This is a genomic window from Burkholderia sp. Se-20373 (genome assembly GCF_017104705.1).
In the GTDB taxonomy this organism is placed as follows: domain Bacteria; phylum Pseudomonadota; class Gammaproteobacteria; order Burkholderiales; family Burkholderiaceae; genus Burkholderia.
The window spans coordinates 1-12997 of sequence record NZ_JAAGPH010000180.1; the positions used below are offsets into that span (position 1 = coordinate 1).

The following is a 12997-nucleotide window of genomic DNA, read 5'->3' on the forward strand; positions in this document are numbered from 1 at the left end:
GCCGGTGAACTTGCCCGTTCAGGCGATCGACCATGCGACGGGCTACCTGATGGCGACGGCTGCCATCCGCGGGCTGACGACGCGAATGAAAGAGGGCGTCGGTACCGAGGTGCGCGCTTCGCTGGCGTGGGCGAGCGGCGAGAGGCCGGAGACGAACGAGCGGTCGCATGCGACATGCACGATGCGCTTGAGTCTGACCGCGAACGATTGAAAAAACATGACGCTGCCTCCGTCCGGTCCGGCTCGGGCCGGACGACGTGGTCGAGCGCGGGCGCATGACGCGGCCTGCGATCGGAGGGTGGAACGTAATGGAGCGTGCAACGGACGAACCGGCGATGACCGGCCCGGGAGGAAGCGCGCTAACCCGACGAATGCGAGCTAGCGGCGAAAGACATGCGTCTGGCTGCTATCTCGCGATGGCTTGGCCGGCCTGGACCGGCATCGAACTGCAACTAGAGCATGTGTCCACGGAGGGACTCCCTTGATGAATTGCGGCGGATTGTATTCGCGTCGTTTGCTGCAGCGCAAGTAAAAAGCGCGTCAAAGGCGCGGTGTGTGGCGTGCGTGTCGCCGTGAGCGCGGCGCCGCCGCCGTGGCCCGAGGCCGGAACGACGCGGCGGCGACGAGGCGCCACACCGTTGTTCGCACACATCGGACCGTGACCGCATCATGACGTGCTGAAAGGTTCCGGCACGTCGTTTCAAGGGCAAATCTTTCAGTGCCGCAAGGCGGGAAATTTATTTCGAGAAATGGGGTTGGGAGGGGTTGACTTCACTTTCGGGCCGTCCATAGAATCCGCCATCTTCACTCTTGGGGCCGCCGCCTTGGACGCCTGCAGTAGTCGATCTTCGAACGAAATTTCCGCCTGAGCGACCAACGTCCGCGCCTCATCGAAGCCGCCGTTTGTCTCCCGGGCAAACGGTGCGCGCAGCAGTACTCCGCAGCAAATTCCTACGTGCACCCTGATTCGCGCCGGTTAGCGTGATGCGTTTTCGCATGCGCCCGCCGGTTTCACCGCCGCCTGGCTGGCGGCCGCGTTCGCGCACGCCTTTTCAGGCATCGCGAATGCCGGCCCGCAGGCCTGACGGCGGTCAACCGTGTTCTCCGGAACACCGCACAGGAGCCGCCATGAACGACAGTGACAGTTGTCCCTTATGCCCGTTGCACGCACAGACCCTTTTGAACCCGGGTCGCAGGGACAATCCGGCCGACTAGCCTGACACGTCGTTCAGGCCCCGGACTGGCCCCGCGCCCACCACGCGGCCGGCAGCCTGCCGTCGCCGCACGGAGCCAGATCATGAACTTCGGCCTTCTGCTGTCGAATCTCCCGCACGTCACGGAATCGCGCAACGACTACGACGCGATGCTGATGCTCGACGCCCGTCCGCGGGTGTTCTCCCGCCTGTTGAACCAGCTGAAAGCGTTGATCCGCTGAAAGACGCACCGAGCGCGTCTCGGCATGCGCACGTGCCACTGCCCGAGGGCAGGCGCCGCGTGCGCATTCCAAGGCCACACGCTCATCGCATCGCATAATCATTAGCCGTACGGAACACATCATGTCCACGCCATCCAACGTTTCTCCACCGATCGCCGTCGAACGCAGCGCCGTGCTCGACGAAGCCCACCTGGGCGACATCCGCGGTGCGCTCGGTACGATCGCGCATCACGACACCGGCTCGCGCGGCACGTGGTGGGCGCGCCTGCGCACGTTGCTCGCGATCATCGGCCCGGGCCTCATCGTGATGGTCGGCGACAACGACGCCGGTGCATTCGGCACCTACACGCAGGCTGGCCAGAATTACGGCACGACGCTGCTGTGGACGCTGCTGCTGCTCGTGCCCGTGCTGTATGTGAACCAAGAAATGGTGCTGCGCCTCGGCGCGGTCACGGGCGTCGGCCATGCCCGCCTGATCTTCGAGCGCTTCGGCAAGTTCTGGGGCGCGTTCAGCGTGATCGACCTGTTCCTGCTCAATGCGCTCACCATCGTCACCGAGTTCATCGGCATCACGTTCGTGCTGGATTTCTTCGGGCTGCCGAAGGTGGCCGGCGTGTGCGTGGCCGCGGCGTTGACCATGGCCGCGGTGAGCACCGGGGATTTCAGGCGCTTCGAGCGGTTCGCGATCGGGCTGTGCGTGCTGAGCCTGCTGCTCGTGCCGGTGCTCGTGTCGATCCATCCGCCCGTCGCGCAGATGTCGCGCGATTTCTTCGTGCCGAACTGGCCCGCGCACGCGAAGCTGTCGGACGTGATGCTCCTCGTGATCGGCATCGTCGGCACGACGGTTGCGCCATGGCAGCTGTTCTTCCAGCAGAGCTACGTGATCGACAAGCGCATCACGCCGCGCTTCATGAAGTATGAGAAGGCCGACCTGTGGATCGGCATCGTGTTCGTGCTGATCGGCGCGGTCGCGATGATCGGGTTCAGCGCTGCGCTGTTCAATGGGCATCCGGAAGCCGGCAACTTCACCGATGCGGGCGGTATCATCGCCGGCCTCGAGAAGTATGCGGGCCGCACGAGCGCGACGCTGTTCGCGGTGGCGCTGCTCGACGCATGCATCATCGGCGCGGCGGCCGTATCGCTGTCGACGGCCTATGCGATCGGCGACGTGTTCAAGATCCGCCACTCGCTGCACCGCGGCGTGTCCGATGCGAAGGGCTTCTATCTCGTGTATTTCGGCATCGTCGCGGCCGCGGCCACGCTCGTGCTGATTCCGGGCAGCCCGCTCGGCCTGCTGACCGAAGCCGTGCAGACGCTCGCGGGCGTGCTGCTGCCGAGCGCGACGGTGTTCCTGCTGGTGCTGTGCAACGACCGCCAGGTGCTCGGCCCGTGGGTCAACTCGACGAAGCTCAACGTGTTCACCGGCGCGGTGATCTGGGTGCTCGTGCTGCTGTCGATCATCCTCACGGCATCGGTGATGTATCCGGATATCAGCGGCGAAGCGATCGTCGACGTGCTGGTCGGCGGCACCGTGCTCGCGATCACGGGCTATATCGCCACGGTATTGATCCGCCGCAACAAGCGCGTGGTCGAGCCGGCCGTCGATCGCTCGTTGCGCGACACGTGGCGCATGCCGCCGCTCGACACGCTCGAGCCGCAGAACATGACGGTCGTGACGCGAATCTGGATGGCCGTGCTGCGCGGCTATCTGGTGATCGCGGTCGGTCTCGTGATCGTCAAGGTGGTGCAGATGACGCTGCTGAAGTAACGCAGGTCGTCTTCCAGGAGGCGGCGCCGGACCCGGCACCGCGCCGCAACCCGCCCATGCCGGCCTTCGTGGCCGGCATGGGCGTTTACGCGTCCGCGTGCGACAGGCCGCGCACGCCGCGCGACCGTCAGATCAGCTCGAGCTTCGACGTCAGGTAAGTGAGCTGGATCCGGTTCGCGACGCCGAAGCGCTTGCGCAGCTTGCGCAGGTGATAGTCGACGTTGTGCGCGCTGGTGTCGAGGCGCCGGCCGATCTCCTTGTCGGAGGCGCCTTCGGCGATGCCGAGCAGCAGTTCCTGCTCGAACGGCGTGAGCCCGTTCACCGCGCGCTCGCGCGACGTCGAGATCAACTGCGGCGACGCGAACTTGTGCACCGACAGCCCGATCGACAGCGCCTGCTCGATCGTCGCCGGCGTGATCCATTCGCGCGTGCGGCGTGGCGCGGTGAAGCTCATGAACGCATGCAGCCGCGTGCCGGGCACGGCCATCGAATACATGATGCCGCTGCACATCCCGTCGTCCTGCATCGTCTGCAGGAAGCCGTCGAGCGCGGCCGGCGTCACGCGCGGGCCGTCGTCGCGCTCGCGGTGTTCGCGACGCAACTGCTGCAGGTCCCACACGATCGGCATGTTGCAGACGCGTGCGCCGAGCGTGCGCGGATCGATGTCGTGGTGGTTGTGCCGTACGTAGTCGCCGCGATAGGTCGCCGGCGTGAAGGCTTCGTGCAGGTACAGGCTTTCGACCCGCTCGCGCGCGAATTCGAGCGCGAAGTACGCGAACGTCGAGAAGCCCGTCAGATGCAGCAGGCTCGTGACGATCCGGTTGCGCTCGGCCGTGCTCTGCGCGTGCGCGAGCGTATCGGCGACGCCGAGCTTCGGCGCGTGCGGTTGCGCGACGTCGCCGCGTTTCACGTCGTCGCACCAGACGACCTGCACGGCGCGCTCCCGCAGCGCATCCGCGCCTGTGTTCAACCCGCGCGACGGGCGGGAAAAGGTTGGGGCGACCGCTTCTTCATGCAATGCAATATCGGACATGAGCCATCCCTCGGAATCGACGCGCATCGCCTGGCGGCGGCCGTATCGTGTACGGCATTCACGGCGGTGCGATCGAGCATCGTTTTGATATGCGCCGATCGTCATCCCTGACGAAACGCGGGGGCATTGTACAAAAATGCTCGTATCTGCGTAATATGCCGTAATACGAATGGCGGCGAAAGATCCATACTCGCACGCATATAACGACGACCAGAAAATCATAAAGAAAAGACCAGATCGTGACGGGGCGCAGTTTCACATATTGGGAAAGGGCGGGCTCCTCATGACACATGCTGACGGCGCACCACGCGTCGAATGGTTCTCACAAGCCGATATAACGGCTGCTGCCGCTTATTCGAGCGAATATCAGGCAATCGAACGCGACTTTTTTACCGGCATCCCAATTGCGCCCGGTAAATCCGACTTCGCACCAGTCGATTTCGCGCAATGCCACGCGCGATTGCGGCAAATCGGATTCAGCACGCTCGGTTACGGTGCGTATGAAATGATCGGGCGGCGCATCCTGTGCGCGCACCTGCTGCGCGATCTTGCCCCCGCGACGTTCATGCAGCCGTTTATCGAGGGCATGCTCTACGAAAGCGACCCGCGGTTCGCGCAGGTGCGGCAGAGCGGCTTTCCGGTCGCGTGGCGGCTCGACGAGATCGAGGCGGCCGCGCAGGGCAGCGGCGACCGCAAGGTGCTGGCGCTGGCCGGCCATCTGCGCGCGCATGCGATGAACAGCGGCGTGATCTTCGGCCTGTCGGCGCCGCGCCTCGACCTGCGTGTCGCGGTGAACGTGACGTCGGAGACGCACGGCACCGACTGGATCGACGATCGCGTGATCGGCGGCGCGCTGTCGGTGAGCCTGGCCGTGCATCGGGTCGCGCTGCCGTTCCTCGAGGCGCGCATCGCGCGCATGCGCGGCTTCGCACTCGGCGACGAGCAGCAGCAGGTGCTCGACCGGCTCGTGCACGGGCTGTCCGACCAGGAGATCGCGAGCGCGCTGCGCACGTCGCTGCACAAGGTCGGCCACCATATCCGCTCGCTCGAAAAACTCTTCAACGTGCAGAACCGCGCGCAACTCGCGTACCTCGCCGCACGGCGCCTGCCGTCCGACCTGACGTCCGCCTGACGCGCGCGCCGGCGGCCCGGCGCGCGATGGAAGCGGTTCCGGCGGCGCGTGCCGAAACGCGCCGCCGGGTTTCGTAGTCCGATTCGATCGCCGCCGGAAAACGCGCTTTCACGCTACGAGGCGCGTCCCTTTTTCCGTCGTTCCCCGTCGCTACACTCGTCCCATTCAACGGTCCGTGCGACATGGGGCAGGGTTGCCCGTGCCAGCCGGCAACAACGACAGGACAACGGCACGATGGCAGAACCGAAGGCGCTCCCCCGCGACTGGCAGCGGTTGTTTTCCGCTGGCCGCGGCGTGTCCGGGCGGCGTCTCGGGGGCGCGTCGCCGCGCGCCGACCTGTTCCTCGCGACATTCATCGTCGCCGTCGTCGCGCTGTTCATCCTGCCGCTGCCGCAGGCCGCGCTCGACGGGATGATCTCGCTGAATCTCGCCGCGAGCGTCGTGTTGCTGACGGTGTCGACCTACGTGCCGTCGGCGGTCAGCTTCTCGTCGTTTCCCGCGCTGCTGCTGTTCACGACGCTGTTCCGTCTCGCGCTGAACATCGCGTCGTGCAAGCTGATCCTGCTGCACGCGAACGCGGGCCACGTGATCGACGCGTTCGGGCGGCTCGTGGTCGGCAACAACGTCGTGGTGGGCGGCGTGGTGTTCCTGGTGATCGCCGTCGTGCAGTTCATCGTGATCGCGAAGGGCTCGGAGCGGGTGGCCGAGGTCGGTGCGCGCTTCTCGCTCGATGCGATGCCGGGCAAGCAGATGAGCATCGACGCGGACCTGCGCGCGGGCATCATCAGTGCCGACGAAGCGCGCGAACGCCGCGAGAAGCTCGAGCAGGAATCGCAGATGCACGGCGCGATGGACGGCGCGATGAAGTTCGTGAAGGGGGACGCGATCGCGGGCCTCGTGATCGCCTTCATCAACATCGTCGCGGGGATCGCGGTCGGCACGCTGATGCACGGGATGGATATCGGCGACGCGCTGCAACGTTACGCGATCCTGACGGTCGGCGACGGGATGGCGTCGCAGATCCCGTCGCTGCTCGTGTCGATCGCGGCCGGCATCGTCACGACGCGCGTCGCGACGCGCGATGCGCGGCAGCGCCAGCTCGGCGAACAGCTCGGCGAGCAGCTGGGCGCGCATCCGCGCGCATTGCTGATCGCGGCGTTCGTGCTGAGCGGCTTCCTCGTCGTGCCCGGGTTTCCGAAATGGTCGTTCGCGCTGATCGCGCTCGGCCTCGGCGCGTTCGCGTTCTCGCAGCTCAGGCGCAAGACGGCCGCGCCGAGCTTCAACCTGATTCATGTCGCGGGGCGCGTCGGCGCGGCCGACGACGGCCAGCCCGCGAAGGTGTCGCATGCGGCCGGCGTCACGTCGCTGATCGCGGTGTCGCTGTCCGACGACCTGCGCACGAGCCTGAACCTGGCGCACCTGCAGGCCGCGCTGTCGAGCGCGAAGGCGCGCGTGGACGCGGACATCGGCACGGTGTTTCCGCGCATCACGCTGAACGACGACGAAGGCGCGGCGGCCGGCACGTACCGGATCTACCTGCAGGACGTGCTTGCCGCGCAAGGCGCGCTGAAGCCGGGCTGGCTGCTGTGGGACGGCGTCGCGCCGCTGCCTGAGCGCGCGGAGCGCCAGCCGGCCGAAGCATTCGGCCCGTTCGCGACCGCGCTGTGGATCAAGCCCGACGGCGCCGCGCCCGACGGCAAGTGGCTGTCGAGCGAAAGCGCGCTCGCCGCGCACGTCGAGCAGATCGTGCGCCAGCACGCGGACGAGCTGCTCGGCATCCAGGAGACGCAGGCGCTCGTGCACCTGGTGCGCCGCGACCATCCGGAGCTCGTCGGCGAACTGACGCGCCTCGTGCCGCTGCAGCGCGTGACCGAGGTGCTGCGGCGGCTGCTGGCGGAACAGGTGCCGATCCGCAATTTGCGCGTGATCTTCGAGAGCCTGATCACCTGGGCGCCGAACGAGCCCGACGACGTGATCGCGCTGGTCGAGCTCGTGCGTGTCGACTTGCGCCGGATGATCACCGACCGCCATGCGGGCACGACGCGCCAGTTGCGGGTCGTGCTGTTCGAGCAGAACCTGCAGGAGCGGATCGAGCGTGCTGTGATGCGCACGAAGCAGGGCAATTTCCTCGCGCTGTCGAGCGCGGTCAAGCAGGACATCGGCGAGCAGGTGCGCGCGATCGTGCAGGCCGCGCAGGCGGCCGGCCCCGGCGGCCACGGCACGGCGCAGGGCGCCGCGCGGCTCGCGGTGATGGTCGCGCTCGGCGCGCGCCGCTACGTGAAGACGATCCTGCAGCCGGTGCTGCCCGACCTCGCGGTGCTGTCGTACCAGGAGGTCGAGGAGGACGTGCAACTGCACACGGTCGGCTGGGTCAAGAACCCGCCGGACGACGGGACGGTCGGCGCGGGCGCCGACGTGCGCGTGCCGGGAGCCGTGCAATGACGAGCTCGACGATCCTCGACCTGACGCGCCAGGCGCTGATGCTCGTGCTGCTGCTGTCGCTGCCGATCGTGCTGATCGCCACCGTGACCGGCCTCGTCGTCGCGATCCTGCAGGCCGTCACGCAGGTGCAGGACGCCAATATCGGCATCGCGGTGCGGCTGATCGCCGTGATGGTCGCCCTCGTGCTGCTGTCGGGCTGGCTCGGCGGCGAAGTGCTGCGCTTCGCGCAGCAGGCGCTGGAACGCATGTTCGTTTCTTCCACAGGAGTCCTTTGATGCGTCGACGCGTCGCCTCGATCCGGTTTCAACCGCGCAGCCTGCAACGGGCCGCGCTTGCCGTGTGCGCGACCGCGCTGCTCGCGGCATCGCTGTGCATGGCGCCCGCGCAGCCCGCGCGCGCCGCGGACCTGCGCTGGCGCAACAAGCCGTTCACGATCGTCGCGAACGGCAAGAAGATCGGCGACTTCATCCGCGAGCTGGCGTCGTCGCAGGGCGTGACGGCGGTGGTCGACCCGAAGGTCGACGGCGTGATCAGCGGCCGCTTCTCCGGTACGCCGCAGCAGACGCTCGACACCATCTGCTCGACCTACGGCCTGACCTGGTACTACGACGGTTCGTTCCTGTACGTCGATCCGGCCGATCAGTCGCAGACGCAGATGATCCCGATTCCGCCGAATGCCTCCGGTGAAATCGGCCGCGCGCTGCAGGCGATGCAGATCCCCGACAAGCGCTACACGCTGGTGATCAACGACCGCGCGAACAGCGTGTACGTGGCCGGCCCGCGCCGCTATGTCGAACTCGTGCGGCAGGCGGTGGGCTCGGTCGGCGATCCGTCGGCGAACGGCGCGCATGCGGATATCCGCGCGTTCCGGCTCAAGTACGGCTGGGCGTCGGATTTCACGATCAACCGCTCGGGCAAGGAAGTGACGGTGCCGGGCGTCGCGACGATCCTGCGGCGGCTGTTCGGCAAGGTGGGCGACACGACCGCGGCGCCGTCGAGCCCGTCGCTCGGGCAGGCCGCGCGCCAGGTGAAGCTCGGCTCCGGGCTGACGATCGCGGTGCCGCGCCTCGATTTTCCCGATATCTCCGGCGGCCCGCGTTCGGGCGGCTATGCCGGCGACGGCAGCATGGGCGGCGGGTTCTCGCCGTTCTCGAACAGCGGCGGCGACACGCTGCCGCAGATCGTCGCCGATCCGGCGATCAACGCGGTGATCGTGCGCGACCTGCCGGAGAACATGTACCGCTACCAGTCGCTGATCGGCCAGCTCGACGAGCGGCCGCGCATCGTCGAGATCAACGTGACGATCATCGACATCAACGAGGATTCGCTCGACAGCCTCGGGATCGACTGGCGCCTGCACACGACGCATGGCGACGTGCAGATCGGCAATGGCCAGAACCCGCTGAACGGCAACACGCAGTACAACGGCGTCGGCAATCCGCCGCTGACGTTCGGGATCGGCACGTCGGAAACCGGACAGACGGGCACCTTCATGCCGACCGGCATCGCGCTGACCGCGTCGATCGGCGGGTCGCTGCGCAACTACCTGCTCACGCGCGTGAACGCGCTCGCGCAGAAAGGGCAGGCGCAACTGCGATCGAAGCCGAAGGTGCTCGCGCTCGACAACACCGAGGCGATCCTCGAGAACCTCACGCAGTTCTACGTGCAGGTGCCGGGCTACCAGGATTCGTCGCTGTACAGCGTGACGACGGGCACGAGCATCAAGGTGACGCCGATGATCGTCGACGAGGCGATCCGCAACGCGGCCGCCGTGTCGGGCAATCCGCAGAGCGTGATGATGTCGATCGACATCCAGGACGGCAACATCGTGCCGGGGCAGGCCGTGTCGAACGTGCCGGTGATCCAGCAGCGCAACATCGTCACCAAGACGATGATCGACGAAGGCAAGAGCCTGCTGATCGCGGGCTTCAACGACGACGAGGTGAGGCTGAACAAGAGCGGCGTGCCCTGGCTGTCCGACATTCCGCTGATCGGCAACCTGTTCAAGTACACCGACAAGTCGGGCAACCACATGGAGCGGTTCTACCTGTTGACGCCGCGCGTGGTGACGACCGCGTCGATGTATGCGCCCGACGGCTCGCCGGTGAACCCGGGCGCCGACGGGCCGGCCAACCCGGAAGGGATGTCGATGTACCGCCCGCCGGACAACGACGTCGCGGTTCGCAAGACGGGGTACGAACCCGCGTGACCCGCGACGCGGTGCGATCGGGCCGCCTGGCATGGAAGCTGCGTTATTCCTGACCGAATACGAAACGAAACCCGTGAAACGTCAGGAGGACCTTCGATGTCCGTCTCGCTTGCGCTGCAGATGCGACAGCATCTGGCACTTACGCCGAGGCTTCAGCAGTCGCTGCGGTTGCTGCAGTTGTCCTCGCTCGAATTTCAACAGGAATTGCGGCAGGCGCTCGATCAGAATCCGTTTCTCGAGGATGGCCAGGGAGACGAGGAGGCTGCCGCCGACGCCTCCGGGCAGCCGGCCGAGGCGGCCGCGCCCGAAACGGCACCCCAGCCCGACGACGCTCGCCCGCAGGACGGCGAAGCCCCCGAAGTGCCCGACGTGTCCGAAGTGTCGTTGACGGCCGCGCCCACGCCGCACGGCACGAGCCGGCAGGGCGACGAGGCGGGCGGCCAGTCGCCCGGCGAATGGCTGGCCGCGGAGCCGTCGTTGAATCAGCAGTTGCACGATGCGTTGCGGCTCTATCCGTTGAACCGGCGGGACCGCGAAGCGGCGCGCATCGTGATCGACGCGCTCGACGATGACGGTTACCTGCGCCAGGAACTGGGCGAACTGCTGGTCGCGGCCGACCCCGCGCTGCTGCTCTCCGAGCAGGATCTCGCGGTTGCCCTGCGGCTCGTGCAGATGCTCGACCGTCCGGGCCTGGCCGCGCGCTCGCTGTCCGAGTGTCTCGTGCTGCAACTCGACGCGATTCCGGCCGGCACGCCGGCACTCGCGGAAGCGAAAGCGATCGCGCGCGAGCATCTCGAGCGTCTGGCCCGCCGCGAGACGGCCGAGATCCAGCGGCGGCTCGGCTGCGACGCGCCGACGCTGCAGGCGGCCTGCGCGCTGGTGCGCGGGCTCGACCCGCGCCCCGGCAATCATTACGGCAGCACGCGCGGCGACTACGTGGTGCCCGACGTGATCGTGCGCCAGGTGCGCGACGAGTGGATCGTGACGATCAACCCGGCCGTGCTGCCGCGCGCGCGGCTGCATGAACGCTATGCGACGCTGTTCGCGCAGTCGAGCGGGGAACGCGATTCGCCGCTCGGCCAGCAGCTGCAGGAAGCGCGCTGGCTGATCCGCAACGTGCAGAAGCGCTTCGAGACGATCCAGCGCGTCGGCGAATGCATCGTCGCGCGGCAGCGCGATTTCTTCCGCTACGGCGAGATCGCGATGAAGCCGCTCGTGCTGCGCGACATCGCCGAGGAGCTCGACCTGCACGAATCGACGGTATCGCGCGCGACGGGCAACAAGTACATGGCCACGCCGCACGGCACGTTCGAGTTCAAGCATTTCTTCCCGCGCAAGCTCGAGGCGGCCGGCAAGGGCGTGTGCTCGGCGGCGGCCGCGAAGGTGCTGATCCGCGACATGATCGCGGCCGAGCGGCACACCGATCCGCTGTCCGACGTCACGCTCGCGCAGAACCTCGCGGGCCGCGGCATCCTGCTCGCGCGTCGCACGGTGACGAAGTATCGCCAGGCGATGAAGATTCCGCCGGCCGACCTGCGGCGCCGCGACGCCGCATGACGGCGGCCCGGGCGAACCCGTCGCGTGCACGTGCCGACCGTCGCGTCGACGCGTGCGCCCACGACCGGCGCGCAACCCTGCCGGCAAAGTTCCAGGCCCGGCAGCGCGCGGCGGGCGCCGCGCTGTCGACCAGACGCGGCCACACGAAAATGCGGGACCTCGTGCCGCCGGCGAAGCCGATGGCCAAGTCGATGAGCGAACAGGCGCGCGAAAAAATGGCGTCCACGCCGAGACGCGGCAAACCGGAGCACAAGCACGATGCGTGACCGGCGACGACGTGTATTGACCACTGCTGCCATCCAGGAGGTATCCATGCTGCGATACGCCGTCATCTTCTTCATCATCGCGATCGTCGCGGCCGTGTTCGGCTTCGGCGGCATCGCGGCCGGCGCGGCCGAGATCGCGAAGATCCTGTTCTACATCTTCGTCGTGATCTTCCTCGTCACGCTGCTGCTGGGCGTCGTGCGACGATGAGCGGCGCACCCGGCCGGTCGCAGCGCATCGCGGAACTCGAGCATGCGCTCGCGAACGGTTTTCCGTCGGAATCGACCGTCGTCGCGCAGTCGGACGACGCGTCCGGGCGGCTGACGATCCAGGTGTCGTGGGTGCGCGTGCCGTCCGACGAGGACGCGCGCGAATGGCGCTGCACGGTCGACCTGCGGTTCGAGCCGGACGTGATCACGCGCTATGCGTCGCTCGGCGCGGACGACCGGCTGCGCGTGCGCACGGTTCTGTGCGACCGCGCGCGACGCGCGGTGGACGAGCGCAAGCCGCGCGTCGAGGAGGCGGCGATCGAATGCAACGTCGCGCTCGACGTGACGCGCGCCGAACTCGACGCGGCGCTGCGCGCGCCCTGACGCCGTTGCCGTTCGCAGGGTGACGACGCGGCGATCCGCGTGGCGGCTGCATCCCGAACGCGGCGAGCGCATGTCGATGCTTCCCTCACGCACCCCGGCGCCACCACCTGCGTGGCGGCCCGAGTGCGGTGGCCGCGCGCATCGTCATGCACGCGTCAGCGCCGATGCTGCAGCCGGTAATACCAGTTCATCAGCGGCGTCGCGGTGATCCCGTGCGCGATCACCGATGCCGACACGACGGCCAGCACGGGGGCCGCGAGCGGGCGCACCGCGGCGGCGGGCCCGTGTTCGAGCGCGAACAGCAGGTAGTAGAACGAGCCGATTCCGCGGATGCCGAACCACGCCATCAGCCGTCGCTGCGCATGCGTCGCGCGCGAGCCGGTGAGCGTGACCAGCACCGCGAGCGGGCGCACGACGACGAACAGCACGACGGCCAGCGAGGCCGCGCCCCACGTCAGCAGCGGGCCCGGCAGTTTCATGAGCACGCTGCCGATCATCGTCATCACGATGGCTTCGGCGATCCGTTCGAGTTCGATCGTGAAGCCGAGCACCGATTCGGCCATG

At 67.5% G+C, this 12997-nt stretch carries 10 protein-coding genes and 3 pseudogenes; 11 read left to right on the forward strand and 2 right to left on the reverse strand.

Annotated features, from left to right (window positions below; all coding sequences use genetic code 11):
* From G3N96_RS39480 to G3N96_RS34085, 3 genes and pseudogenes are all read left to right on the forward strand, one after another.
* Nucleotides 1–211 (forward strand): annotated as a pseudogene (locus G3N96_RS39480) (hypothetical protein); the annotation flags it as partial.
* A 1086-nt stretch (nucleotides 212–1297) separates the two neighbouring features.
* Nucleotides 1298–1435 (forward strand): hypothetical protein, encoded by a 138-nt coding sequence (locus G3N96_RS34080; protein ID WP_185634142.1) that lies wholly within the window; start codon nucleotides 1298–1300, stop codon nucleotides 1433–1435.
* 121 nt (nucleotides 1436–1556) lie between these two features.
* The gene (locus G3N96_RS34085) at nucleotides 1557–3203 is read left to right on the forward strand and encodes an Nramp family divalent metal transporter (RefSeq protein WP_089427047.1); all 1647 of its coding nucleotides are present in this window, start codon (nucleotides 1557–1559) and stop codon (nucleotides 3201–3203) included.
* A gap of 127 nt (nucleotides 3204–3330) precedes the next feature.
* Here G3N96_RS34085 and G3N96_RS34090 read toward each other — a convergent pair whose 3' ends face one another.
* Nucleotides 3331–4236 carry a LuxR family transcriptional regulator gene (locus G3N96_RS34090; RefSeq protein ID WP_124578210.1) on the reverse strand — a complete coding sequence of 302 codons (906 nt, stop codon included), beginning with the start codon at nucleotides 4234–4236 and terminating at the stop codon, nucleotides 3331–3333.
* 283 nt (nucleotides 4237–4519) lie between these two features.
* Here G3N96_RS34090 and G3N96_RS34095 point away from each other — a divergent pair, with 283 nt between their 5' ends.
* The 8 genes and pseudogenes from G3N96_RS34095 to G3N96_RS34130 all read left to right on the forward strand — a co-directional run bounded on the left by G3N96_RS34095 (nucleotide 4520) and on the right by G3N96_RS34130 (nucleotide 12433).
* Nucleotides 4520–5368, forward strand: coding sequence for an autoinducer binding domain-containing protein (locus G3N96_RS34095; protein WP_124578208.1), 849 nt, complete (start codon nucleotides 4520–4522; stop codon nucleotides 5366–5368).
* Between the two features lie 234 nt (nucleotides 5369–5602).
* Nucleotides 5603–7810, forward strand: a complete 2208-nt coding sequence (gene sctV / locus G3N96_RS34100; RefSeq protein ID WP_206139929.1) for a type III secretion system export apparatus subunit SctV — start codon at nucleotides 5603–5605, stop codon at nucleotides 7808–7810.
* Complete coding sequence (sctS, locus tag G3N96_RS34105) at nucleotides 7807–8085, forward strand: type III secretion system export apparatus subunit SctS (RefSeq protein ID WP_006480854.1); 279 nt, start codon at nucleotides 7807–7809, stop codon at nucleotides 8083–8085. Before sctV ends, sctS begins: the two co-directional genes overlap by 4 nt.
* Nucleotides 8085–9992, forward strand: a pseudogene (gene sctC, locus G3N96_RS34110) (type III secretion system outer membrane ring subunit SctC); the annotation flags it as partial. The gene sctS and the pseudogene sctC, both read left to right, overlap by 1 nt.
* Before the next feature lie 123 nt (nucleotides 9993–10115).
* A complete protein-coding gene (locus G3N96_RS34115) occupies nucleotides 10116–11576 on the forward strand; it encodes an RNA polymerase factor sigma-54 (RefSeq protein ID WP_206139930.1) in 1461 nt (486 codons plus the stop codon).
* Nucleotides 11577–11653: 77 nt separating this feature from the next.
* Nucleotides 11654–11842 (forward strand): DUF3008 family protein, encoded by a 189-nt coding sequence (locus tag G3N96_RS34120; protein WP_206139932.1) that lies wholly within the window; start codon nucleotides 11654–11656, stop codon nucleotides 11840–11842.
* 46 nt (nucleotides 11843–11888) lie between these two features.
* On the forward strand, nucleotides 11889–12050 hold the full coding sequence (locus G3N96_RS34125; protein WP_011349711.1) for a DUF1328 domain-containing protein: 162 nt from the start codon (nucleotides 11889–11891) through the stop codon (nucleotides 12048–12050).
* Entirely contained in the window at nucleotides 12047–12433 is a 387-nt protein-coding gene (locus G3N96_RS34130) for a DUF3022 domain-containing protein (RefSeq protein ID WP_206139931.1), read from the forward strand. Before G3N96_RS34125 ends, G3N96_RS34130 begins: the two co-directional genes overlap by 4 nt.
* A 155-nt stretch (nucleotides 12434–12588) precedes the next feature.
* Here the strand turns inward: G3N96_RS34130 and G3N96_RS34135 are convergent.
* Nucleotides 12589–12997 (reverse strand): annotated as a pseudogene (locus G3N96_RS34135) (cation transporter); the annotation flags it as partial.